The organism is Pseudomonas sp. zjy_15, from assembly GCF_043101865.1.
GTDB classification, from domain to species: domain Bacteria; phylum Pseudomonadota; class Gammaproteobacteria; order Pseudomonadales; family Pseudomonadaceae; genus Aquipseudomonas; species Aquipseudomonas putida_Y.
On sequence record NZ_JBICII010000064.1, the window covers coordinates 1 to 23,568 of the forward strand.

25 protein-coding genes and 1 pseudogene are annotated in these 23,568 nt (G+C 60.5%); 12 read left to right on the forward strand and 14 right to left on the reverse strand.

The genetic code is table 11. From position 1 onward, the window contains the following. Nucleotides 1-199: 199 nt before the first annotated feature. Both pbpG and ACF8EF_RS12060 read right to left on the reverse strand, forming a co-directional pair. Entirely contained in the window at nt 200-1,126 is a 927-nt protein-coding gene (gene pbpG, locus ACF8EF_RS12055; RefSeq protein ID WP_176682497.1) for a D-alanyl-D-alanine endopeptidase, read from the reverse strand. Nucleotides 1,127-1,320: 194 nt separating this feature from the next. Next, nucleotides 1,321-1,635: a hypothetical protein gene (locus ACF8EF_RS12060; RefSeq protein ID WP_256122316.1), complete on the reverse strand. Its 315-nt coding sequence runs from the start codon at nt 1,633-1,635 to the stop codon at nt 1,321-1,323. Nucleotides 1,636-1,652: 17 nt separating this feature from the next. Between ACF8EF_RS12060 and ACF8EF_RS12065 the strand changes: the two are divergent. Next, nucleotides 1,653-1,808: pseudogene (locus ACF8EF_RS12065) on the forward strand (DNA polymerase V subunit UmuC); the annotation flags it as partial. 107 nt (nt 1,809-1,915) lie between these two features. On the opposite strand, the gene ACF8EF_RS12070 reads toward ACF8EF_RS12065, so the two are convergent. Together ACF8EF_RS12070 and ACF8EF_RS12075 are read right to left on the reverse strand one after the other, a co-directional pair. Then, entirely contained in the window at nt 1,916-2,485 is a 570-nt protein-coding gene (locus tag ACF8EF_RS12070) for a DJ-1/PfpI family protein (protein WP_176682405.1), read from the reverse strand. 1,402 nt (nt 2,486-3,887) lie between these two features. Beyond that, nucleotides 3,888-4,562, reverse strand: a complete 675-nt coding sequence (locus ACF8EF_RS12075) for a polysaccharide lyase family 7 protein (protein WP_176682406.1) — start codon at nt 4,560-4,562, stop codon at nt 3,888-3,890. 232 nt (nt 4,563-4,794) lie between these two features. On the opposite strand from ACF8EF_RS12075, the gene ACF8EF_RS12080 reads away from it, so the two are divergent. Beyond that, on the forward strand, nt 4,795-5,118 hold the full coding sequence (locus tag ACF8EF_RS12080) for a DUF1654 domain-containing protein (protein WP_176682407.1): 324 nt from the start codon (nt 4,795-4,797) through the stop codon (nt 5,116-5,118). Between the two features lie 38 nt (nt 5,119-5,156). On the opposite strand, the gene ACF8EF_RS12085 is transcribed toward ACF8EF_RS12080, so the two are convergent. Continuing rightward, entirely contained in the window at nt 5,157-5,981 is an 825-nt protein-coding gene (locus ACF8EF_RS12085; RefSeq protein WP_176682408.1) for a S24 family peptidase, read from the reverse strand. A gap of 164 nt (nt 5,982-6,145) precedes the next feature. On the opposite strand from ACF8EF_RS12085, the gene ACF8EF_RS12090 reads away from it, so the two are divergent. Beyond that, on the forward strand, nt 6,146-6,484 hold the full coding sequence (locus ACF8EF_RS12090; protein ID WP_176682409.1) for a chemotaxis protein: 339 nt from the start codon (nt 6,146-6,148) through the stop codon (nt 6,482-6,484). Nucleotides 6,485-6,553: 69 nt separating this feature from the next. Here ACF8EF_RS12090 and ACF8EF_RS12095 read toward each other — a convergent pair whose 3' ends face one another. Beyond that, nucleotides 6,554-6,736 (reverse strand): hypothetical protein, encoded by a 183-nt coding sequence (locus ACF8EF_RS12095; RefSeq protein ID WP_176682410.1) that lies wholly within the window; start codon nt 6,734-6,736, stop codon nt 6,554-6,556. A gap of 235 nt (nt 6,737-6,971) precedes the next feature. Between ACF8EF_RS12095 and ACF8EF_RS12100 the strand changes: the two genes are divergently transcribed. After that, complete coding sequence (locus ACF8EF_RS12100) at nt 6,972-7,793, forward strand: shikimate 5-dehydrogenase (RefSeq protein ID WP_176682411.1); 822 nt, start codon at nt 6,972-6,974, stop codon at nt 7,791-7,793. A gap of 54 nt (nt 7,794-7,847) precedes the next feature. Here the strand turns inward: ACF8EF_RS12100 and ACF8EF_RS12105 are convergent, their stop codons facing one another. The 3 genes from ACF8EF_RS12105 to ACF8EF_RS12115 form a co-directional block, all read right to left on the reverse strand. Then, complete coding sequence (locus tag ACF8EF_RS12105) at nt 7,848-8,090, reverse strand: hypothetical protein (protein ID WP_021782100.1); 243 nt, start codon at nt 8,088-8,090, stop codon at nt 7,848-7,850. 97 nt (nt 8,091-8,187) lie between these two features. After that, entirely contained in the window at nt 8,188-8,715 is a 528-nt protein-coding gene (gene gloA, locus ACF8EF_RS12110) for a lactoylglutathione lyase (RefSeq protein ID WP_021782099.1), read from the reverse strand. A 224-nt stretch (nt 8,716-8,939) separates the two neighbouring features. Beyond that, nucleotides 8,940-9,299, reverse strand: a complete 360-nt coding sequence (locus ACF8EF_RS12115) for a histone-like nucleoid-structuring protein, MvaT/MvaU family (RefSeq protein ID WP_176682412.1) — start codon at nt 9,297-9,299, stop codon at nt 8,940-8,942. Between the two features lie 360 nt (nt 9,300-9,659). Here ACF8EF_RS12115 and ACF8EF_RS12120 point away from each other — a divergent pair, with 360 nt between their 5' ends. Both ACF8EF_RS12120 and cobF read left to right on the forward strand, forming a co-directional pair. Further along, nucleotides 9,660-10,949 (forward strand): OprD family porin, encoded by a 1,290-nt coding sequence (locus tag ACF8EF_RS12120; protein ID WP_176682413.1) that lies wholly within the window; start codon nt 9,660-9,662, stop codon nt 10,947-10,949. A gap of 67 nt (nt 10,950-11,016) precedes the next feature. Next, a complete protein-coding gene (cobF, locus tag ACF8EF_RS12125) occupies nt 11,017-11,766 on the forward strand; it encodes a precorrin-6A synthase (deacetylating) (RefSeq protein ID WP_176682414.1) in 750 nt (249 codons plus the stop codon). A 69-nt stretch (nt 11,767-11,835) separates the two neighbouring features. On the opposite strand, the gene ACF8EF_RS12130 is transcribed toward cobF, so the two are convergent. Then, entirely contained in the window at nt 11,836-12,186 is a 351-nt protein-coding gene (locus tag ACF8EF_RS12130) for a response regulator (RefSeq protein WP_176682415.1), read from the reverse strand. Nucleotides 12,187-12,434: 248 nt separating this feature from the next. Here ACF8EF_RS12130 and ACF8EF_RS12135 point away from each other — a divergent pair, with 248 nt between their 5' ends. From ACF8EF_RS12135 to ACF8EF_RS12155, 5 genes are read left to right on the forward strand one after another with little or no spacing between them, the layout of a single operon-like run. Beyond that, complete coding sequence (locus tag ACF8EF_RS12135; RefSeq protein ID WP_392461387.1) at nt 12,435-15,902, forward strand: response regulator; 3,468 nt, start codon at nt 12,435-12,437, stop codon at nt 15,900-15,902. Further along, entirely contained in the window at nt 15,899-16,720 is an 822-nt protein-coding gene (locus tag ACF8EF_RS12140) for a protein-glutamate O-methyltransferase CheR (RefSeq protein ID WP_176682417.1), read from the forward strand. Before ACF8EF_RS12135 ends, ACF8EF_RS12140 begins: the two co-directional genes overlap by 4 nt. Then, nucleotides 16,717-17,292: a chemotaxis protein CheB gene (locus ACF8EF_RS12145; protein ID WP_392461389.1), complete on the forward strand. Its 576-nt coding sequence runs from the start codon at nt 16,717-16,719 to the stop codon at nt 17,290-17,292. Before ACF8EF_RS12140 ends, ACF8EF_RS12145 begins: the two co-directional genes overlap by 4 nt. Beyond that, nucleotides 17,286-18,512 carry an ATP-binding protein gene (locus tag ACF8EF_RS12150; RefSeq protein WP_392461390.1) on the forward strand — a complete coding sequence of 409 codons (1,227 nt, stop codon included), beginning with the start codon at nt 17,286-17,288 and terminating at the stop codon, nt 18,510-18,512. The genes ACF8EF_RS12145 and ACF8EF_RS12150 overlap by 7 nt, the downstream gene beginning before the upstream one ends. A 44-nt stretch (nt 18,513-18,556) precedes the next feature. Then, on the forward strand, nt 18,557-18,934 hold the full coding sequence (locus ACF8EF_RS12155) for a response regulator (RefSeq protein WP_003256176.1): 378 nt from the start codon (nt 18,557-18,559) through the stop codon (nt 18,932-18,934). 48 nt (nt 18,935-18,982) lie between these two features. On the opposite strand, the gene ACF8EF_RS12160 is transcribed toward ACF8EF_RS12155, so the two are convergent. Genes ACF8EF_RS12160 through ACF8EF_RS12170 form a run of 3 tightly spaced genes read right to left on the reverse strand, consistent with a single transcriptional unit; the run spans nt 18,983 to nt 21,623 of the window. Next, nucleotides 18,983-19,564 carry a TetR/AcrR family transcriptional regulator gene (locus ACF8EF_RS12160; RefSeq protein ID WP_176682420.1) on the reverse strand — a complete coding sequence of 194 codons (582 nt, stop codon included), beginning with the start codon at nt 19,562-19,564 and terminating at the stop codon, nt 18,983-18,985. 12 nt (nt 19,565-19,576) lie between these two features. Then, nucleotides 19,577-20,425: a 3-hydroxybutyryl-CoA dehydrogenase gene (locus ACF8EF_RS12165; RefSeq protein WP_392461392.1), complete on the reverse strand. Its 849-nt coding sequence runs from the start codon at nt 20,423-20,425 to the stop codon at nt 19,577-19,579. 13 nt (nt 20,426-20,438) lie between these two features. Continuing rightward, nucleotides 20,439-21,623 carry an acetyl-CoA C-acyltransferase family protein gene (locus tag ACF8EF_RS12170; RefSeq protein ID WP_003256172.1) on the reverse strand — a complete coding sequence of 395 codons (1,185 nt, stop codon included), beginning with the start codon at nt 21,621-21,623 and terminating at the stop codon, nt 20,439-20,441. A gap of 168 nt (nt 21,624-21,791) precedes the next feature. Between ACF8EF_RS12170 and ACF8EF_RS12175 the strand changes: the two genes are divergently transcribed. Beyond that, nucleotides 21,792-22,880: an AraC family transcriptional regulator ligand-binding domain-containing protein gene (locus tag ACF8EF_RS12175; RefSeq protein ID WP_392461394.1), complete on the forward strand. Its 1,089-nt coding sequence runs from the start codon at nt 21,792-21,794 to the stop codon at nt 22,878-22,880. 98 nt (nt 22,881-22,978) lie between these two features. Here the strand turns inward: ACF8EF_RS12175 and ACF8EF_RS12180 are convergent, their stop codons facing one another. Beyond that, the gene (locus ACF8EF_RS12180; protein ID WP_392461396.1) at nt 22,979-23,416 is read right to left on the reverse strand and encodes a carboxymuconolactone decarboxylase family protein; all 438 of its coding nucleotides are present in this window, start codon (nt 23,414-23,416) and stop codon (nt 22,979-22,981) included. Nucleotides 23,417-23,568 lie beyond the last annotated feature (152 nt).

Sequence of the window (23,568 nt, forward strand, 5' to 3'; positions counted from 1 at the left end):
GAATGGGCCAGGCCTGCTGGCCAATCTCCACCCGCCGTTTACCGTTGCCGGCGCGACCGTATTCGCGGGTAAACCCGCTCCTACACACAATGCACAGGCCGTTGTAGGAGCGGGTTCACCCGCGAACACGGGCGAAGCCCGTGCTATCCGCCGCGTTGTCTGTTTCGTGAACAAGCCCGCACGCTCCAGGATATGGCGGTTATTCGACCGCCAACCGCCCCTTGTTCTGCCGCTCGGCCTTGTACTGCATGGCCACTGCCGGTGCCGGCTTGGAGGTACCGGTTTCCAGCCATTGTCGCATGCGGCTGGCATCGGCGAAGTGGGTGTACTTGCCGAAGGCATCGAGAATGACCATGGCCACCGGCCGGTTGTCCATGCGGGTCAGCAGTACCAGGCAGTGCCCGGCTTCGTTGGTGAAGCCGGTCTTGGTCAGCTTGATGTCCCAGTTGCTCTTGTTCACCAGGTGGTCGGTGTTACGGAAGCCCAGGGTGTAGTTAGGCTTGCGGAAGGCCACGGTCTTTTCGCGGGTGGTCGACAGCTCGCTCAGCATTGGATACTTGCGCGAGGCCATCAGCAGCTTGGCCAGGTCGCGGGCAGTGGAGACGTTCTGCGTCGACAGGCCGGTCGGCTCGACATAGCGGGTATGGGCCATTCCCAGGCTGCGGGCTTTGGCATTCATTGCCTTGATGAACGCAGGGTAACCGCCGGGGTAGGCGTTGGCCAGGCTGTTGGCCGCACGGTTTTCCGACGACATCAGGGTAATCAGCAGGGTTTCGCGACGGTCCAGCAGGCTGCCCAGGCGCACGCGAGAGTACATGCCTTTCATTTCCGGGTTGTTGGCGATGGTCATGGTGAGCATTTCATCCATGGGCAGCTTGGCATCCAGCACCACCATCGCCGTCATCAGTTTGGTGACCGAAGCGATGGGCACTACGCGGTCGGCGTGGCTTGAATACAGCTCCTTGCTGCTGTTCAGGTCGATCAGCAGGGCGCTGCCTGAAGCCAGATGCAGTTTGGATGGGTCACGTTGAACCTGGGCCGGGGGTTGTGCAGCAGCAGTCGACGGAAGGGTCGCGGTACCTGTGAGCAACAGCAGCAGGCTGAGGATAGACAGGGAAGTTTTCACGTTGAGGCTCACTAAAAGTTTGTATGTCGTTGGCTGTGCAAGGGTTTTCCCCCTAGAAACCGATGCATTCTGGAGTATGGCTGAATTGCTGTCGAATGCCTTATGACCAAAGGGCGCAAGGTGAACGATATTTAATCCTGTACCCATTACGTTCTTTTCCAGCTTCGCCAGTTCCGTCCAATCGTTGGCAGAATTCAACCACTTGGCGTAGGTCGAGAGAAGCACCTGCACCGAGCGCCCAAGCTGCCCAGCAATGAACGCTGGATTCGTGGTGACGAGCCAGAAGGCTGGAAGATGAATGGCGACTCCGTCGAGACGCGGCGCTTCTGCTTCGAGCGGTATTGCGCGATCTCTCTGGCCCTTGCCAGTGCGCCAAGAGCCCGGCTGTTCAACATTACGGTGCGGGTGTATTTCGTCTTGGTCCGCTCGACTGCCTGCTTTTCAACCACGATCCGGCAGATGTGAGCCGTCTTTTTCTCGACGTCGACCTCATTCCAGCGCAGCGACATAATCTCGCCTGTGCGCATACCCACCCTGCGACACGCTGCTGATGACCCGATTTGCCTCAGAGGCGGTCGACCGTATCTTCAGGCCCGGCTTTCGGTACAGCAAGGCAGAGGTGCTGCTGATGGACTTGCGGCAACCCGGTGAGTTGGCAGAGGACTTGTTTGCGCCCAAGCAATGAGTGGCTGCATTCGACTTACATCTGCCTTTAAAAAAGGACAGCTAACGGCCAGAAGAGGACCGTCGAAGACATTACCTGATGGGCTGATTTGTGGAACGAGGCGGTCATCCATGTTCCGCTGCTAGCATTGATCTGAACTGAGAAATGAGCGCTGAAGATAATCCGGCACCTTCGAACACTGCGCAGGTGAAGCTAACGGGTGCAGGGCCTGGAGCAGTTATGATGCGGTCTGCAACCACAGCTACTGCACTGCTTCGATAGCGCGTGCGCCCGTCATAACCTACGGCATTTTTTTGCAGAAAGTCAGCGCTGTTCGAGGTATGAGGAACCGTGTCGAGTAGCCCAGCTCTTGCAAGTGCCAGCGTTCCACCACAGATGCCAGCAATTGTCGCTCCACTTGAACGACTAGCATGAAGAAAGTCTCGAATATCCGGAGCTTCTGTACGCTCCCAGACCATTCCTCCAATCACGACAACAACGTCCGGTTTCCAGTCCAGGCATTGTTGCAAGCCACTATCGACAGTTACAGCCAATCCGCCCTGCGAGTGGAGCGGCCCTGTAACAGGTGCGAAAAACCTGACGTCGATCCCATAAAATGGAGACGCAGTTCCAGCAATGAATGCGTATTCCCAGTCAGCAAAACCCGGTGTCAGTATCAAACCCACGCGTGCCATCAGCCAGATTCCTCCATGAATGCCGATAGCGTACGGCGGCTTCAAACAGACATCAAGGTTCAGCTAGCGGTGCTCATAGAAGGAAGGATGATGTTCCCGGTCGCGATATTGGATTCAATATCGAAATTAAGAATACTGTGCTGCTGGCACCAGGGCCTTAGAGCAATTTGAAATTTGTCAAGTTTCGGCAAGCTTGATTGACTACGATTATGAGGGCGGAAGCGAAGCTGACGCATCTTAGATAACACGCAATTGACTCCAGACCGTCGGGGGCATTTAGTGAGCCCCTCAGACTTTGTCTTCAGTAAGGGTAACCCTGGATTGAGAGCGGACAGTAAACGTCGGCTATCCGGTGATACCAATTTTGATACCACTGATACGGAAATGAGGGGTACGTGTGTGGTCACAACGCGCTGTTGTGCTCACACGCTTTATGGAATGGCCGCTATGGGTCCAGGCTGTGTGAAAACCCAAACGCATCTGTGAAGAACTCGAGCGTACGTGAAATCTGTAATGGCTAGGTTATTCAGCTATCCCTGATTTCGCGCAGGAGCGCGAAATTCTGGTCGTTTTCTAACCAACCGGATCGCGCCGAACGTTTTCACACAGCCTGGGTCGACAGCGGACTGTGGGAGGTGGCTGTAGCTGACGACCCAGGATGGATCTTGGTTGGCTGAACGCCTGGATGGGGGAGTAAAGCTGTCTAAAACCGCCCGAAAGCGTCTCGGTCTTATTGGGCCAAAGTCGCTGAAACTGGCTGAACCCTATTAGACAGGCCAGATGCTCAGGCCGCTTGCGGTGCGGTCTGAGGATAGACTCCCACGCTACTGCTGCATTGCCGGGATGTGCTGGATGGACGCACAGCCGGCGCGTACCAATTTTTGCACCAATGGCTATGTTTTTGAGTGGGATGCAGTGTAGCGAAAGGTCCCGGTATTGAGGTTCTCGCCCGTGTCCGGTGATCTGATATAAAACCTTTCTGGACAGGGTAAGCGCACACTTGATGTAGCTCAGAGCTTCTGAGCATTGAGAGGTGCGTATGACCATAGATAGGGATGGAATGGATTGTGATCAGCAGGCTATCAGGCCGGCTGAAAACAATGGTCCGCCAGGCGGTCAAGACTCGGAAGGTAAAAGGGAGCAGCCCGAGGATCGCGACGATTCCGCACATAATCGGCCCTTTCGAGGCAGGCAGAGACCAGGCCCGCCGGACCCATCGCGGGCATCCAATGCCGAGCGTTATAGTTATCACAAGCGCCCACTGGAGTAACTGCCAGTACAGTGTGTAAAGGCTGGCGGAAGTACTGTTCAGCCCAGCTGATAGAAGCCCAGCCCCGCGCTGGGCTTTTTGCATTCATGCGACGCCATGAGGGCTTGTGCTAGCAGGGCTGGGCATCGACGTTCAGCGGTGGATGAGCAAGAGCTCGCTGATGATGCAGATCGAGCCGTCCTCGGCGGGTGTTGCGTCGGTGTAATCGACCTGGTTGTAGACCCCGCCGTGGAACTCGAACAGGTGTGAAGCCCAGGTGCTGTCGAGCTGCAAATCGCCCGACGAGGCGGATACCCCGTTGTATTCGGCCGTCACGGTTACCACGCCTTCAGACGTGGTGTGAATGCTGATGTGGAACGTCGCACCCAGTGGCACCCCCTTCAAAACCGTGGAGTTCACCGGATCGGTCTGGTTGAAGGTGCGCCGAAACCCGAAGGTGATGTTGCCCTTGTTCCAGAACACCTTTACCGGCGGGCCGTCATCCCCGCGTACGTGCATCTGGGCAATGACCACCTTCTGCGCCGAGTTGACCTTGGTCAGCGTCATGGTCTGGCGATTCCAGTGATTCTGGGCGCTGGCCAGCGTCCAGTCTTGCGTTTCTGTCCATTCGCAGCGTGTCCTGTGGGTGCTTTTGCTCGAAGCACCTTTGGTGGGTGCTGAAAACTGGATCGAGCCATCGCTGAGCACCGTCACGATGCTGGGGAAGCGGGCAATCGCTTCAGCACCGTTTAGCTCCAGAGCAACGGGGTTGGTTGAGGAGACGGCTATCGGCGTGGCGATGGTGAGGTGGCTGATATCTACGGCCATGGGGAGCTCCTGGCGAAAGGGTTTGAGTGGTTGAGCAGCCGTGCAAATGGCGGTCGAACACAAAATTAGCCTGCGGCTAAAATCAAATCAATAGCTTTTGGCTAAATTAATTTCGCTTTGGGGGATGTTACCTACTGGCGAAATTTTTCGCGATGGGGCTTTACGCTGGCTTTGGCGGTGAGATAAGCTTTAGCTGAATACTGTACGAATATACAGCTATCAGGATAAGAATATGTCTAGGCACATGCAGTCGGGACCCCAACAGCGCCAGGAAATGACTGGAATAGAGCGGCTTAGCCTGCGGGTATCGTCAATGATCAACCACCCACTCGCGCAGACGCAGCGTTGGGTAGTGGTGCACCGCCTGGATACCGACGGTGAAGCGGAATGGGAGGAGGTGATGGGCCAGTTGCTGGAAACGCCCGAGTTACAGTTGACGTTCAACGATGATGCTAGCGTGACGGTGCGATGGGCGCGCTCTAGCGTGGAAGAGCGTGATGATTTTGTCGTCGAGCGCGACTGCGAGATGCAGGTCGAGGAGGCGGCACCTTTCTGAGCTTCAGCAAAAGCCCGCCGGTCAGGGCGGGCTTCGGTTTATACCAGGTGGGCATTCCACACCAGAAGGACCCTGGCCTGAATGTAGGTCTCTTCCCGACGAATCATGCGGTCTTTGTGCCGCGAGTTGTCGGAGATCATCTCGAAGTGGTCCTCGTCCGCGATCTGTAGCCGCTTGATGTAGATGTGGTCGCCCCAGGAAAAGAAGTAGATGCCATCGCCGACGAATTCGCGGATGCTGACGTCGACGATCAGCGGGTCGCGGTGCCTGATGGTAGGTTCCATCGACTGACCCCAGCCGGTCACCATCTTCAGGTGATGGTGCTCGCTGAACTCCACGCCCAGCTCGCGCAGGTGGCTGGGGCTGACGCGAACGTCCTTGAACATCTCGGGGTAGTCGTGGGGGATCTGGCCACCGCCCATGGCGGCCCGCACGTCATAGTGGGCAATCCACACTTCGTCACCGACCAGGCCGGGGCGAAGCGGCTCGGCTTTCAGCAGCGTGGTATCTGCAGGCTCTTGCGCAGCTGCCAGCAGCCTTTGCCGGGTTTCTTCAGAGATCCCTTTGCCGCTTCGGGCCAGCATCTGCTTGACCAGGTCGGCTGCTGAGAGTTTGTTGTCACCTGCCTCGACAGCACCTTGCGCATGTTCGCCTGGCGACAGTGCGTCGAACCAGCCCCGTGGCAGGCCTTCGATGCCCTCGATGCGACGGGCCACGTCATCGCCCAGGTTTTTCACTGTCTTGTCCGAAAGGATCTGGCTCAGGTGTGCAGGCGCCATCCCCCAGCGCTCTGCGCAGGTCCCCTTTCTCTGGCTACCGATCAGTTTCACCAGGTTGTGCTTGCGAATTTGGTAGATGTCCATGGGGTGAAGCATGCCAGTGTTTAGCTTGCTGCTAAATGTGCGCATGGCTAAATCTGCTCTTGTGGTTATGTTAGCTGTAGGCTAAATTAAGCGCGCGAACAAGGAAAGCTAACGAGACATTTTTCTCCGGGGCTGATCACATCATCATCTGTAATGAGGTTCACATGGATCCGACCGACCTCGGCCCGGGCACCGTCACTTGGTTGGGCGGTACGGGGACTGTACTGCTAGGTGCGTTTCTGTGGCTGCGCAAGTGGTTGTCCAGAGATGCAGTCGACCGCGCGATGGACAACGCGGAGCTTGCAGTCATCCGCCACCTGACAGAACTGCTGGACATCGAACGGGATGCCCGACGGGAGGCCCAGGCAAAAGCTGATCTGCTCGCCAAGGAACGAAACGAGCTGGTGATGACCGTAGGCCGGCTGCAAGGCAAGGTCATGGTGCTGACCAGTCAGTTGGGCAGTAGCGGCCAAACACGAGGTGGCAACCCCGGCAATCCGTGAAGAACAAAAAAAAGCCCGCCAGTTTGGCGGGCAACAGGGGCATAGGGAGCAACGCACAACAAATTCGGGTCAGGCAGCCAAGGTGCCTGGCTGCAACTGTTCGGCCAGTGCCCGGGCTGATGCGAGCGTCGGCATCGGGCCGCTGACGGCTTCGCCGTTGCGAACCAGGTACCAGCACGCCAGCAGGCCCTGCTCACGCAGTGAGGTGGGAACGGCGCTACCGACAACGGACATGATCTGGATAGTGGCCATGGGGACCTCCTGTGAAACATGGCTCCACCATACGCAGCAGCCGGGGCAGTTTGAAATCAACTTCCTCGATAGTGATCATTGCTCCTATCAACCGTTACCACGTTCGGGCCTTGTTACTTTGACTCCGTTCTCTGTCAACCGAGCACAGGGAAACGGTAAAGGTTGTGTAAGGGACGACCAGTGGCTGACTCTGTTACGCTGAATAAACGTTTCAGTCATGACTAAGGAGCCTGTTATGCCGACAACTCCAAGCCGGGACACCGTGCTTTGCATCTCTCTGGCCGGTCGCCCGGGGACCTTCGGCGTGCGCTTTCACAACCACCTGTACCAGCAGCTGGGCCTGGATTTCTATTACAAGGCCATGCGCACCGATGACCTGCCGGCGGCGGTGGCAGGGATCCGCGCTTTGGGTATTCGCGGCTGTGGGGTGTCGATGCCCTACAAGGAAGCCTGCATGGCTTTGGTCGATGAAATCGATCCCTCGGCGGCGGCCATCGAGTCGGTCAATACCCTTGTCAACTGCAATGGCCACCTGAAGGCTTACAACACCGATTACCTGGCCGTGCGCCAATTGCTGGTGCAGCACCAGGTCGATCCGGGCACTGCGTTTGCCCTGCGAGGCAGCGGGGGTATGGCCAAGGCCGTGGCCAGCGCCTTGCGCGATGCCGGCTTTGCCGAAGGCATTATCGTTGCACGCAACGAGCAGGCCGGGCGTCAGTTGGCGGATGTCTGTGGTTATCGCTGGATGCCTGAGCCTGGCGATATCTGCCCGCCGATGCTGGTAAACGTGACGCCGATCGGTATGGCAGGCGGGCAGGAGGCAGATGAGCTGGCGTTTCCCGAGCACGCCATCGCGGCGGCGGAGCGGGTGTTCGATGTGGTGGCGATGCCGGCGCAGACGCCGCTGATTCGCCGGGCTCAGGCGTTGGGCAAGCCGGTGATCACTGGGCTGGAGGTCATTGCGTTGCAGGCGCTGGAACAGTTCGTGTTGTACACCGGGGTAAGGCCATCGCAGGAGCAGGTGGATGCGGCTGTGGCGTACGCGCGCGCTATCTAGTTGCCCCAGCCCCCTTCACGGCTTTAGCTGCGAAGGGGGCTGGCGAAACCAGGGTCAGAACACCTTGTTCCCGCCATCGAGCTGCTTGTCGACCAGTGCCCGGCCATGGGCCAGCGACACATGCTGCGCATTCTCAAGGTCGGAGAAGAACTGCATTGGCATCGACATGCGCTTGCTGGTGTGCCCGTCAGGTGCCGTGATCAGGCAGCCGGCGGCATAGGGCAGGGGTGAGTCGGGGTGGGGCATCACGCTGGCGGTGATGGTGTGCTCGCGGTATTCACAGTGAAGAGATTGCATCGTCCTTACCTCGCTGTGGCATGTGAAGCAGTTACCTTCATATACCACAGCAAGAGGCCGGGAGTTCCCGGCCCGACGAGCGCGCCGCGACGAACGCTCAGCCTTTGAGCTCGGTTGGCTGGATCACTTCGACCCAGTAACCGTCCGGGTCCTTGACGAAGGCCAGGTGGTTCATGCGCCCGTCTTGCAGGCGTTTCTGGAACGGTACTTCCAGCTCCTCGAAGCGCGCGCAAGCGGCACGTACGTCGGGTACCGAAATGCAGATATGGCCAAAGCCGCGCGGGTCGGTGTTGCCATTGTGGTAGGCGAACTCGGCATCGTTTTCGGTGCCATGGTTGTGGGTCAGCTCCAGCACGCCAGGGATCGACTTCATCCACTGGTGGCGGGCGTTGTCATCAGCGGGGATCTGTGCCGGGTCGACCAGGGCCAGGAAGTACAGGCTGAAAGCGGCTTCAGGGAAGTCACGCTTGTCCACCAGGCGAAAGCCCAGCACGCGGGTGTAGAAGTCCAGCGACTTCTCGATGTCCTTGACCCGCAGCATGGTGTGGTTGAAGACGAACTGGGCGGTGGCGGCGTCAGGTTGCGCGGTGACGCCAGGCAGGGTTTGCAGATCGTGCAGGCTCATGGGAACTCCTGAGACGGGGCCGGGCGCAGGGCGCCGGCAAAACAGACAGGCTGGCCATGATACGGCAGTGCACCGATTGCGCAAATGAAAGCGCCCTGCAAAGGCAGGGCGCTGAAATTAGAGGCCCGCATGTGCGGGCGCGTGATGGGGTCGCTAATCCTTTAGCTGTTTCGATACTGAGCCAGTCCTTGTGAAAAAAGTGTGAAGCCTGTGTGCACATTTCATCAGCGTACCCAGCTTTCTACCGTGGCGGCCCCATACTGTTCTTTCCAAGCCTTGAGACCGCGGTGGTTGCCACCTTTGGTCTCGATTCGCTCGCCGGTGTGCGGGTTCTGATAGACCTTGACCACCCGTGGGCGGCGTTGTTGCTTGGCGGGTGTGCTGGAAGCGCGGGCCACAGCCTTCGGGTCGAGGATGGCGATGATATCGCGCAGGCTCTTGTCATAGCTTTTCATCAGGCCGACTAGTTTCTGCTCGAATTCGATTTCGCGTTTGAGGCCGGCATCCTTTTTCAACGCTTCCAGTTGCGCCATCTGTTCCTGGAGCGCTTTTTCGGCAGCACGAAACTCTGCAAGTCTGGACACTGTAATCACTCCTGTACGTCGGTCGTGGCAGGGCGTGACGAACATTGAAAAAGAGTAAAACGCCGGCCACGCAGGTGGGTTCCACTGTTCGCTGATATCGAGTGTAGTCATTCATGGCTACCGGGTAAACTGCTAACTTTTTGCAAGTAAGCCGGGAACTTTCCCAGTTTTGCGTGCGGTATTTGGCGGTTTTTCTGCGGTTGCGCGACCGGGGGGCTAGACCATGGTCCAATGGCCTGCGCCAGAGCCTTTGCGCGATCATTTCAGATAATGGCCGACTCATGTTCGGGCTTGCCGCAGTACCGTGGCCAATGCGTGCCGCAGGTTGTTAAATCGTGTTCATTCTGGATGTTTCTTCGCATGTTTTCCCCTTTTCCCCTCGCCCCCGGGCGCCGTGTTACCGGCCTGTTTCTGTTGTGTGCCGGTGTCAACGCCCAGGCTGCCGGGTTTCTTGAAGACAGCAGTGCCAAGGTTGAAGCACGCAATGTCTATTTCAACCGGGACTTCCGGGACGGTTACAGCAGTTCCAGCCAGGGCGCATCCAAGCGCGAAGAGTGGGCACAAGGCTTCATCCTCAATGTGCAATCGGGTTATACGCAAGGCCCGGTAGGTTTCGGAGTGGATGCGCTGGGCATGTTCGGCTTCAAACTGGATTCCAGCCCGGCCGACAGTAACAGTGGGTTGCTGCCCTCGTCCGGTCACGATCCCCGGCACTCGGCCGACCAGTATGCGAAGATGGGCCTGGCGGCCAAGGTCAAGGTCTCCAATACTGTGCTCAAGTACGGCTCAATGATGCCGGATGTGCCGTTGCTCAAGTACAACGATGGCCGTCTGCTGCCGACCCTGTTCCAGGGGGCCATGCTCACCTCCGAAGAACTGCACGACCTGAAGTTCACCCTGGCTCGTCTGGACAAATACACGGCTCGGGATTCCACCGACCGCCAGGACATCCGCGTGCATTGCAAGAACAAGCGTTATGCTTGCGATACCGAAGCCGACCACTTCGACCTGGCCGGTGTCGACTATCGCTTCAACGAGCGTTTCAGCGCCCAGTACCAAGTGGCCAAACTGGAGAACATCTATCGCCAGCACTTTCTCGGGCTGGTGGCCAGTCAACCGCTGGCGGTGGGCAGCCTGTCGGCTGACTTACGGCTGATCAAAAGTGATGACATCGGCAATGCCCGTGCGGGCGAAATCGACCATCGCGCCTTCAGCGGCATGCTTGGCTATAGCCTAGGTGGCCACAAGCTCAGCGGCGGCTGGCAGCGCATGTATGGCAACAGCGCCATGCCGTACCTGGATGGCAGCAACCCGTACCTGGTCAACTACGCCCAGGTCAATGATTTCGCCGCTGCCCAGGAGCGCTCCTGGCAAGTACGCTATGACTACGACTTCAAGGCGCTGGGTGTGCCCGGCCTGACCTTCTTCACCCGTTACATCAACGGTGACAATATCAAGGTGCCGGGCAGCCGTACCGAAGGCAAGGAGTGGGAGCGCGACACCGAGTTCAAGTACCAGGTACAAAGTGGCACTTTCAAGGATGTCAGCGTACGCCTGCGTAATTCCACTTACCGCAGCAACTATGAAAGGTGGGCGCGTGACATGGATGAGACGCGGGTCATTGTCAGCTACAACTTCTCGATCTTCTAAGCGGCCGCTTTGCCAAATACCGGTAGCCGCCTGACAATAGAGGTGGGTTTGCGCAAAGGGCAGGGCAATGAAAGACCTGTTGTTGATCGGCATCGGCGCGGGTGACCCGCGCCAGGTCACCTATGAAGCAGTCGATGCGCTGCGATGCGCTAGCGTGTTCTTCGTGCTCGACAAGGGCGACGGCAAGGATGAGCTGGTGCGCCTGCGCAAGGTCATTCTGCAGCGCTACCGTCCCGAAGGTGGCTATCGCCTGGTGCCGGTGGTCGACCCGTTGCGCGATGTGCAGGCGGAGGACTACCTGGGTGCGGTGCAGAGCTGGCACCGGCGGCGTGCTGCGCTGTATGCGCGCCTGATCGAGGAGGAAATTGGCGACGGGGAAACAGGTGCCTTCCTGCTGTGGGGCGAGCCCACCCTGTACGACAGCACCCTGCGTATTCTCGACCTGGTCCGCGAACACGGCGTGACGTTGCGCTTGCAGGTCATCCCTGGCATCAGCAGTGTGCAGGCGCTGGCGGCGCGGCACCAGGTGCCGCTCAACCGCATCGGCGAGCCCCTGACTGTGCTGCCGGGGCGACGCCTGGCCGGGCAGGGGCCTATCGACAATGTGGTGGTGATGCTCGACGGGCAGTGCGCCTTTGCCGGGCTCGATGACCCGGCGTTGACTATCTATTGGGGGGCGTACCTGGGGACCGAGGATGAAGTGCTGATTGCCGGGCCGTTGCAGGCAGTCAAGGCACAGATACTGGAAGTGCGTGAGCGGGAGCGGGCGCGCAAGGGGTGGATCATGGATACCTATCTGCTGCGCAGAGCGCTGTGAGGTGGGTTGCCTGTGTCGGCCTCTTCGCGGGCAAGCCCGCTCCTACGAGCGAAACAGGCGACACCGTGCTCAAGGGTTACCCAGAATACCCACCACCGTGTCCCGCAACTTGTCGATGCTGAACGGCTTGCCGATCAGGTGCATGCCCTCCGGTACATTGAAACTGTCGGCGTAGCCACTGGCGAACAGCACCGGTAATAGCGGCCGCAGTTCGCGCGCTTTACCCGCCAGCACTTCACCTCGCATGTCCGGCAGCCCCACATCGGTCATCATCAGTGCCAGTGCTTGGTCCGGGTCCTCGAGTACCCGCAGGGCGGCTGCGGCGTCTTCTGCCTCGATGACCTTGTAGCCCAGCTCGTCGAGCACTTCGACCATCAGCATGCGTACGATGTCGTCGTCTTCGACTACCAGAAGGTGCATGGTTCAAATCCTGTACAAATGAGTGTCTTTAATCTGTGCACCGCGCGGCATCAGAAGTTCCCGAGGATACCGCTCCATGCAAACAGATGGAACGATTGCCGAACGCAACCTTCAAATACTGGCTTAATGCCCTGCCAGACCTGTCAAAGCTGGTTAGACTCGCTTATCAGGACAGCGCAGTGGCAGATAACAATAACGACTGACCGGCCACTCTTTTCAATGGACTTTTCTAGCTCGGGCGTTTTCTCATGATTCAAGCAGCCTCGATGGACCAGCGAAGCTTTCGCAAGCTGTTGAGCCGCAACATCGGCCTTCCCTTGGGGGTTGGCCTGCTGGGGGCCGTGGCCTTCGTCGCGGTGATCAACTACCTGCTTTCGGCCATGCAGTGGGTCGAGCACACCGACCGGGTGATCGGCAATGCCAACGATACGGTCAAGCTGTCGATCGATATGGAAACGGGCATGCGCGGCTTCCTGATCACGGGCGACGAGCGCTTCCTTGACCCCTACGAGGTGGCCAAGCCACGCATTTTCGGCAGCCTGCAGAGCCTGCGCGGCATGGTCGAGGACAACCCCCAACAGGTCGACCGCATCGATCGGCTGATCGCCTTGCAGCAGGCCTGGAACGACTTCGGCAACCAGATGATTAACCTGCGCCGCAGCCAAGGCGATTACCAGACCTTGATCGGCAACGGCCGGGGCAAGCGCATCACCGATGAAATCCGCAAGGAATTCGATGACCTGATCAGTACCGAACAACAACTGCGCATGGCCCGCAACGAAAAAGTCAGTTCCGTCACTGTGATGGCGATCTCGTCTTTCGTGCTGTTCATTGTCGGCCTCAGTGCATTGCTGGCTTACCTGGGCCGTCGCGACCTGTTGGCACTTTCGGCCAGCTACGATGAAAACCTGCAGGCCCAGCAACGGTCGGCGCAGCGCCTGGAGCACCAGGCCTGGTTGCGCAGCGGCCAGACTCAGTTGGCGCAGCAGGTGCTCGGGCAACTGACCCTGCCCATGCTTGGCGAGAACATCCTGCGCTTTTTTGCCTCTTATCTGGGCAGCGTGGTGGGCGCCGTGTACGTGCGCGACGAGCATGGCCGGCTGGTGCGCGTGGCCTGTTATGGCCTGGGTGCTGAAGAGCAGGCCCGCGAGCAGGTCGAACCGGACCACCATGGCCTGTTGGCCCAGGCGGTCCGCGAAGGCCGCTTGCTGCGCCTGGACGACCTGCCCGAAGACTTCTATCGCCTCAGTTCCGGCCTGGGCAGCGGCTTGCCGCGCAGTGCGCTGCTGATGCCGGCGACCGAAGACGGGCAGATCAACGGGGTGATCGAGCTGGGTTTCCTGCGCCCCTTGCAAGAGCGGGATGAAGAGCTGCTGGAGCGGGTCGGCGGCAACCTGGGCATGTCGATCGAGAGTGCGCGATATCGTCAGCGCCTGCAGGAAGTGCTGGCCGAAACCCAGCAACTCAATGAAGAGCTGCAGGTGCAGCAGGAAGAACTCAAGACTGCCAACGAAGAGCTCGAAGAACAGTCACGGGTGCTCAAGGAGTCGCAGGCCCATCTGGAGACCCAGCAGGCCGAACTCGAGCAGACCAACGAGCAGTTGTCCGAACGCACTGAAGCACTGGACCGCAAGAACGATGAACTGAGCCAGGCGCAGCTGGAGCTGCAAGCCAGGGCCGACGACCTGCAGCGATCGAGCAAGTACAAGTCCGAATTCCTCGCCAACATGTCCCATGAGCTGCGCACGCCGCTCAACAGCTCGCTGATCCTGGCCAAGCTGCTGGCAGAAAACGGTGAAGGCAACCTCAGCGAAGAGCAGGTCAAGTTCGCCGAATCCATCTACTCGGCCGGCAACGATCTGCTCAATCTTATCAACGACATCCTCGATATCGCCAAGGTCGAGGCCGGCAAGCTCGAAGTACGGCCCGAGACCACCCAGGTCGAGCGACTGGTCGACGGCTTGCGCGGCATGTTCCAGCCGCTTGCCGGTCACAAGGGACTGGCCTTCGAGGTCAAGGTCGAGCCGCAGGTACCGACCACGCTGTTCACCGACCGTCAGCGCCTGGAGCAGATCCTCAAGAACCTGCTGTCCAACGCCATCAAGTTCACCGAGCGTGGCCAGGTCAGCATGAACGTCAGCTTCCAGGCTGGCAGCGGTATCGTGTTCGCGGTCCGTGACACCGGCATCGGCATTGCGGCCGATCAGCAGCAGGCGATCTTCGGCGCCTTCCACCAGGTCGATGGCACCAGCAATCGCCGCTATGGCGGCACTGGCCTGGGCCTGTCGATCTCCCGTGACCTGGCGCATTTGCTCGGTGGCCAGATCAATGTCGACAGCAGCCCCGGGCAAGGCAGCGTGTTCAGCCTGATTCTGCCGGAGCGCTATGCCGCCGAGGACGAAGGCGTCGAGCCGCAAAGCCTGCGCCCGGCCGTCGATGCGTTGCCGCCTGTACCGCAAGCGCCGTTGGCCGCCGCGGTCATGCGCCCGGCACCGGCTTTTGCCGACGACCGCGAGCGCGCCCCTTTCGATACCCGTTGCATTCTGGTGATCGAAGACGAGCCCAACTTTGCCCGCATCCTCTTCGACCTGGCCCATGAGCTGGGCTACAGCTGCCTGGTGGCCCATGGCGCCGACGAAGGCTTCGAGCTGGCCGCCCAGTACATTCCGGATGCGATCCTGCTGGATATGCGCCTGCCCGACCACTCGGGCCTGACCGTCCTGCAGCGCCTCAAGGAGCAGGCCGGCACCCGCCATATCCCGGTGCACATCATTTCGGTGGAAGACCGCGTCGAGGCGGCCATGCACATGGGGGCGGTGGGGTATGCGGTCAAACCCACCAGCCGCGAGGAGCTCAAGGAGGTGTTCGCTCGCCTGGAAGTCAAGCTTACGCAAAAGCTCAAGCACATCCTGCTGGTGGAAGACGACGACCTGCAGCGCGAGAGCATCGCCCGGCTGATCGGCGACGACGATGTCGAGATCACGGCCGTGGCCATGGCCCAGGATGCCCTGGCGCTGTTGCGCCAGAACATCTACGACTGCATGATCATCGACCTCAAGCTGCCAGACATGCTCGGCAACGAGCTGCTCAAACGCATGACCGCAGAGGATATCCGCGCCTTCCCGCCGGTGATCGTGTATACCGGCCGCAACCTCACCCGTGAGGAAGAAGCCGACCTGCTCAAGTATTCACGCTCGATCATCATCAAGGGCGCACGTTCGCCAGAGCGCCTGCTGGACGAAGTGACACTGTTCCTGCACAAGGTCGAATCGCAGTTGTCCAACGAACGTCAGCGCATGCTCAAGACCGCGCGCAGCCGCGACAAGGTGTTCGAGGGCCGCAAGGTGCTGCTGGTGGACGACGATGTGCGTAATATCTTCGCCCTGACCAGTGCCCTGGAGCACAAGGGCGCCATTGTCGAAATCGGCCGCAACGGGCGCGAAGCCATCGAGCGCCTGGAGCAGCACGACGACATCGACCTGGTGCTGATGGACGTGATGATGCCGGAGATGGATGGGTTCGAGGCTACCCGCCTGATCCGTCAGCAACCGCGCTGGCGCAAACTGCCCATCATCGCCGTGACCGCCAAGGCCATGAAGGATGACCAGCAGCGTTGCCTGCAAGCCGGTGCCAATGATTACCTGGCCAAGCCGATCGACCTGGACCGCCTGTTCTCGTTGATCCGTGTCTGGCTGCCGCAACTGGAGCGAATTTGACTAGCGAACGCAACACCGACATCGAGATCCGGCTGCTGATCGAGGCGATCTACCTCAAGTACAGCTACGATTTCCGCAATTATTCCGGTGCTTCGATCAAGCGCCGGATTCTCCACGCGCTGCGTCAGTTCGATTGCCTGACGGTGTCTGCGTTGCAGGAGCGCGTGCTGCACGACCCGGGCATGTTCATGCAGTTGCTGCAGTACCTGACGATCCCGGTCAGCGAGATGTTCCGTGATCCTGACCACTTCCTTGCCGTGCGCAACGAAGTGGTGCCGCTGCTGCGTACCTGGCCCTCGATCAAGGTCTGGATCGCGGGCTGCAGCACGGGGGAAGAGGTGTATTCCATGGCCATCCTGTTGCGTGAGGAAGGGCTGCTTGAACGCACCATCATCTACGCCACCGACATCAACCCGCTTTCGCTGGACAAGGCCAAGCAGGGTATCTACTCGATGCAGAGCATGCGCGAATACGAGGAAAACTACCGCCTGGCCGGTGGCCGCCGAGACTTCGCCGAGTACTACACCGCCGCCTATGGCAACGCCATCATGGACAGCAGCCTGCGCGACAACGTGACTTTCGCCGACCACAGCCTGGCCACCGACAGCGTGTTCTCCGAGACCCAACTGGTGTCGTGCCGCAATGTGCTGATCTACTTCAACAAGGACCTGCAGGATCGGGCGCTCGGCCTGTTCCATGAGTCGCTCTGCCACCGGGGTTTCCTGGTGTTGGGTAGCAAGGAGTCGGTGGACTTTTCGGCTTACAGCGAACGTTTCGAGCCGCTGGTCAAGCCCCAACGGATCTTCCGTAAATCATGAACGCCGTACGTGCAGTGGTGATCGGCGCCTCGGCGGGTGGCGTGGCGGCATTGTTCCAGGTGCTCGGCGCGCTGCCATCGGCGTTTGCCATCCCGGTGCTCTGCGTGTTGCACCTGCCGGACGATCGCCACAGCCAGCTGGCTGGCGTGATGCAGCGGCGGCTGCATCGGCCGGTGTGCGAGGCACATGACAAGGAGAGGATCCGCAGCGGGCAGATCTATGTGGCGGGGCCGGGTTACCACTTGTCGGTGGAGCGCGACCTGACGCTGTCGCTGAGCCAGGAGGAACCGGTGCATTTCTCGCGCCCCGCGATTGATTTCCTGTTCATCTCGGCGGCCGATGCCTATGGCGACGGCCTGCTGGGTGTGCTGCTCACCGGGGCCAACGAAGACGGCGCCAGGGGCCTTGCCTACATCAAGAACAATGGGGGGCGCACGATCGTCCAGGACCCTCGTGACGCACAGGTTGCCCTGATGCCGGAGGCCGCTCTGGCCCTGCACCAGCCCGACCATATCCTTACTCTGAGCGGTATCGGGCAGTTGCTCGCGACCTTGGAATACAGCGCATGCTAAGCCACACCATCGCCAAACTGCTGATTGTCGACGACTTGCCGGAAAACCTGCTGGCGCTCGAGGCCCTGATCCAGGGCGAGGACCGTGAGGTGCACCAGGCCCAGTCTGCCGAGGCTGCGTTGTCGTTGCTGCTCGAGCACGAGTTTGCACTGGCCATTCTCGATGTGCAGATGCCGGGCATGAACGGTTTCGAACTGGCCGAGCTGATGCGCGGCACCGACAAGACCAAGCACATCCCGATCGTCTTCGTCAGTGCGGCGGGCCGCGAGATGAATTATGCCTTCAAGGGCTACGAGAGCGGGGCCGTGGACTTTCTGCACAAGCCGCTCGACACCCTGGCGGTGAAAAGCAAGGTCTCGGTGTTCGTCGACCTGTTCCGCCAGCGCAAGGTGCTTGGCCGGCAACTGGAAGCCCTGGAGCAGAGCCGCCAGGAACAGGAGCTGCTGCTCAGCCAGCTGCAGGTGGCACGGTGTGAGCTGGAGCATGCCGTGCGCATGCGTGACGACTTCATGTCGATCGTCTCCCACGAGGTGCGTACGCCGCTCAATGGCCTGATCCTGGAAACCCAGTTGCGCAAGATGCACCTGGCACGGGGCAACCTGGACGCGTTCAGTGTCGACAAGCTGCAGGCCATGGTCGAGCGCGACGAACGGCAGATCAACAGCCTGATCCGGTTGGTCGAGGACATGCTTGATGTTTCGCGCATCCGTACCGGTAAATTGTCGCTGCGGCCCAAACTGTTTGACCTGGGCCAACTGGTGCGTGGGCTGGTGGAAAACTTCACGGCGCAGGCCATGGCCCTGGAAACACACATCGAATTGCAGCGTTGCGAAGCGCTGAAGGGGGAGTGGGACGAATTCCGGATTGAACAAGTAGTGGCCAACCTGTTGTCCAATGCAATGCGTTACGGCGAGCGCAATCCGGTGCAGGTACGGGTGTTCGAGCAGGGCGGCATGGCCTGGGTGCAGGTGCAGGATCACGGTATCGGTATCAGCGCCGTCAACCAGCAGCGGATCTTCCAGCAGTTCGAGCGGGTCGCTGCCCAGCAGGCTAGCGGAGGTCTGGGCCTGGGGTTGTACATCTCCGAGCAGATCGTCCAGGCGCACGGTGGCCGGATACAGGTTGAAAGCGAGGAGGGCAAGGGTGCCACATTCACCCTGCAATTGCCGCTGGCAACATTCAAAGAACAAAACGACCAGGCGCGGGCAACCTCTGTGTAAGCCTGGGGTCTGATGGCCAACTGTAAGTATTTCAAGGCGTTAACATGAGTGAAGATGCACAAGATGTGGTTCTGGTCGTCGAGGATGAACCGGCGATTCGCATGATTTTGCGCGATTACCTGGCGGGTGAGGGGTACCACGTCCTGGTGGCTGAAGATGGCGAGCAGGCGTTTGCCATCCTGGCCAGCAAGCCGCACCTGGACCTGATGGTGACGGACTTCCGTTTGCCGGGCGGGATCTCGGGCGTGGATATTGCCGAGCCCGCGGTGAAGTTGCGGCCAGACCTGAAGGTGATCTTCATCAGCGGCTACCCGGCGGAGATTCTCGAATCTGGTAGCCCGATCACCCGCAAGGCACCTATCCTGGCCAAGCCGTTTGACCTGGATACCTTGCACGAGCAGATCCAGTCGCTGTTGCGTTGAGGCATCCGGCCTCTTCGCGGGGCAAGCCCGCGCAGGGGCCCTGGCAGGCTATCGCAGTGTCCGCTCAATCCCGCCGACCAGCAAGTTTTCCATCAGCTCCAACCCCTGTTCTTCAGGCAATGCTTTGAGTAACCCCGGCAGCTGATTGAGAAGCGTCGCCAGTACATGCGCTGTGGCGTCCAACGCTTGCCCCGGCAGTTTTGCTTGCGGTGCGATGAGGCGCAGCAAGCCTGCCTCATAACGCTTGCGCAACGCTGCAAGGTGCGCCTGTTGCGCCTCACTCAAACAACACAAATCCCGCTCGGCCAGCCGAAACTGCAGCGGCCGCTCGGCATGCAGCTGCCAGTGCGCAGCAATCAGGCAGCTCAACGCCGATGCCCCACGGGCCATGGCCCGGCGGGCCTGGTCCAGCGTGGCTTGCAGCTCTTCGTACAACTCTTCGATCAAGTCGTACAGCAGGTCCTGCTTGCTGGGGAAGTGATGGTACAGCGAGCCGGCGGTCAGCCCCACATGGGCCGCCAGCTCGCGCATGCTGACCTGGCCAAAGCCCTTTTCGGCAAACAATGCCATGGCCCGGTCACGTCGCTCCTCAAAGTTGGCACAGCGCATTGCGGCATTGACCGGGGGCATGGTGCTTGGTCCTCAGTAGGTGAAGAAACCGCGACCGCTCTTGCGCCCCAGCCAGCCGGCCGCGACCATTTCCTTGAGCAGTGGAGCAGGGCGGTACTTGCTGTCGTTGAAGCCGTCATGGAAGGCCTCCATGATCGCCAGCAGGGTGTCCAGCCCGATCAGGTCGGCCAGGGCCAGCGGGCCGATCGGCTGGTTGCAGCCCAGGCGCATGCCGGTGTCGATATCCTCGGCACTGGCCAGGCCTTCCTGGCGCACGAAGATCGCCTCGTTGATCATCGGCACCAGGATGCGGTTGACCACGAAGCCCGGGCGGTTACCGGCGGTGATCGGGGTCTTGCCGACTTTTTCCGTCACCAGCAGTGCCTGGGCGTAGGTGCTGTCGCTGGTCTGCAGGCCACGAATGATCTCCACCAGCGCCATCATCGGTACCGGGTTGAAGAAGTGCACACCAATGAAGCGCTCGGGGTGCTCGATGCAGGCGGCCAGTTGAGTCACTGACAGCGACGAGGTGTTGGTGGCGATCAGGCAGTCGGCGGCGACGTTGGCTGCCACCTGCTGCAGGATGCGCTGCTTGAGCTGCAGGTTCTCGGTAGCCGCCTCGATCACCAGCTGTGCAGCGCTGAGCTGGGTGTAGTCGGTGCTGGTGCGGATGCGGGCTTTGGCGGCTGCGGCTTTGTCGGCGTCGAGGGTGCCTTTGCTGAGCTGGCGCTCGAGGTTCTTGCTCAAGGTGGCCACACCGCGCTCAAGCGCTGCGTCGGAAACATCCACCAGCAGCACCTGGTAGCCGGCAATGGCGCACACCTGGGCTATGCCGTTGCCCATGGTGCCCGCGCCGATCACGGCGATCTGTTCAATGCTCATGTGTCAGCCTCCCTCAGACGCGCTCGAACACGACAGCGATGCCTTGGCCACCGCCGATACACATCGTGGCCAGCGCGTAGCGGCCCTGGATGCGCTGCAGCTCATGGATGGCCTTGGTGGCGATGATCGCACCGGTGGCACCCACTGGGTGGCCCAGGGAAATGCCCGAACCGTTGGGGTTGACCTTTTCCGGGTCAAAGCCCAGCTCGCGGGCAACCGCGCAGGCCTGGGCGGCGAAGGCTTCGTTGGACTCGATCACATCCAGGTCTTGCAGGTTCAGGCCGGTTTTTTCCAGCACTTTGCGGGTGGCCGGGATCGGCCCCAGGCCCATCAGCTCAGGTTCCACCCCGGCGTGGGCATAGCCCACTAGGCGTGCCAGAGGCTTCAGGCCCAGGCGGCGCACCGCGTCACCTGTGGCCAACACCAGGCCGGCGGCGCCATCGTTGATACCGCTGGCGTTGCCGGCGGTGACGGTACCGTCTTTCTTGAATACCGGCTTCATACCGGCCAGTTGCTCGGCGGTTACATCAGCACGCACATGCTCGTCGACACTGAACTGCACGCTGCCCTTGCGGGTTTTCAGCTCCAGCGCAACGATCTGGCTGGCGAAGCGGCCCTCGGCAATGGCACGAGCAGCGCGGCGCTGGCTGGTCAGGGCCAGTTCGTCCTGCATTTCGCGGGTAATGCCATGCTTGGCCGAGACGTTCTCGGCGGTAATGCCCATGTGGAAGTGCTGGAAGGGGTCCTGCAGTACGCCGACGGTATAGTCGATGCCTTGCAGATCACCCATGCGTGCACCCCAGCGCGCTTGTGGCAGCAGGTAAGGGCCACGGCTCATGGATTCGGCGCCGGCCGCGACGGCCACGTCGGTGTCGCCCAGCAACAGGCCCTGGGCCGCAGAGACAATGGCCTGCAGGCCAGAGCCGCACAGGCGGTTGACGTTGAATGCCGGCGTTTCCTTGGGGATGCCGGCGTTCATTGCCGCTACCCGTGCCAGGTAGGCGTCACGCGGTTCGGTGGGGATTACCGTGCCCATCACCAGGTGGCCGACTTGCTCGGCGGCCAGGCCCGAGCGCTCGATGGCGGCGCGGGTCACGGCGCTGGCCAGGTCGGCCAGTGGCAGGTCCTTGAGAGAACCGCCGAAGCCACCAATGGCTGAACGGACGGCACTGACGACGTAGATTTCTGCGCTGCTCATAAGGGCTCCGATTGCGAAGGCGTGGCGGGACCGGGCCAGGCTCTGCGAGAATGGTTGGCGGCCCCGAAGTGGGATCGAGTCTAGGCAAAGGCTCTGTTGCAGCCTATGCCGGATCTGTTCAAACAACCTGGCACTTTTTGCCACTCAGCATAGACAGCGAAAACCGCCATGCGCGAAAGCGATTCAGTCGCCGTGTACTTCCTCAACGCCATGCTCCACGCTCTGCGCGACACCCCCGCCGAGCGTGACGCCCAGCTGCTTGCAGTGGGCATCGCCCCGCAGCTGCTCGATCAGCCTCAGGCGCGGGTGCCGGCCAAGGCGTTCGCCCAGCTGTGGCTGGCGTTGATCCAGCGCCTGGACGATGAGTTCTTTGGCCTCGACAGCCATGGTATGCCGCTGGGCAGTTTCGCCCTGATCTGCCGGGGCTTGATCCTCGAACCGAACCTGGAAAAGGCCTTGCGCCAGTGCATGGGGGGCTTCGGCCTGTTCCTGCGTGACCTGCGTGGCAGCCTGACAGTACGTGGCGGTCGGGCGTTGATCAGCGTGCAGTCGAACATTGCCGACCCCTTGACTCGGGTGTATGCCGAGGAAACTTACCTGGTGCTGATGATCGGCATGCTGTGCTGGCTGGCCGGGCGGCGAATTGCCATCGACCGCACGGAGCTCGCGGTGTCGCGCCCGGCCCAAGAGGACGACTTGCTGCTGTGGGGGCCGGACCTGCGCCTGGGCAGCGGACGCACCGAGGTGGAGTTCGACAGCGCTTACCTGCGCCTGCCGGTGGTGCAGGACCGGGCGGCTTTGAAGACCTTCCTGCGCAGTGCGCCGCAGGGCCTGGTGATCCGCTTTCGCAATCAGAACGGGCTGGTGGCTGAGGTGTATCGACACCTGCGGGCATTGCGCTATGGGCAGTGGCCGACATTGGCCGCGCTGGCGCAGCAGCAGGGGATCAGTGCCAGTACCTTTCGCCGGCAGTTGGAGCGGGAGGGGCGTTCGTACCAGCAGATCAAGGATGAAGTGCGCCGGGCCATGGCCTTCGAGCGGTTGCGCGAAGGGGCGTTGAGCATCGCCGAAATTGCCGAGCAGGCGGGGTTTCAGGAACCGAGTGCGTTCCACCGGGCGTTCAAGAAGTGGACCGGACAGAGCCCTGGGAGCTACCGGGCACGGTTGGCCGGCCTGCGTTCTACCTGTGGGAGCGGGCATGCCCGCGAAGAAACCAACGCGGTGGATGGCACCGGCTCTGCCGGTGTTCGCGGGTAAACCCGTTCCTACAGGGCACGAACAGAATTGTGGGGGCGGGCATGAATTGTAGGAGCGGGCTTGCCCGCGAATAGGCCAGCACAGGCCACCCGAAAGAATCAGGCCGGCACCATGGCAAAGCCGACGCCGAACCGGTTCCAGGCATTGATGGTGGCAATTGCCAAGGTCAGGTTGGCCACTTCGGCTGGCTCGAAGTGTTCCTGCAGGGCTTCATATTGCCCCTGCGGCGCACCCTGTTCAGGCAAGCGGGTCAGGCTCTCGACCCAGGCCAGCGCAGCACGTTCACGCGGTGTGAAGTAGCTGGTTTCCTGCCACACGCAAAGGGTCTGCTGGCGTGCTTCGGTCTCACCGGCCTTGCGCGCATCGTTGGCGTGCAGGTTGACGCAGTAGGCGCAGCCGTTGATCTGCGAAGCGCGCAGGCGTATCAGCTCCAGCAGCGAGTTCTCAAGGCCGCTGTTGGCCAGGGCCTGCTCCAGGCCGACCATGGCTTTGTAGGCTTGTGGGGCGTGTTTGGCCCATTCGATACGGTTGTGCATGGCAGTCTCCAACGTGCGGGGGTAGGGCGCTACTGTAGCGCCGCTCATTGGCCACCCCGATAGCCAATTTTGCGCATAAGCGGGAGGCCAATCGCCCATTCAGGTGGCCACTGACCTGCATCCAATCTCTTCATTTCTGCCAAGTCAGCCGA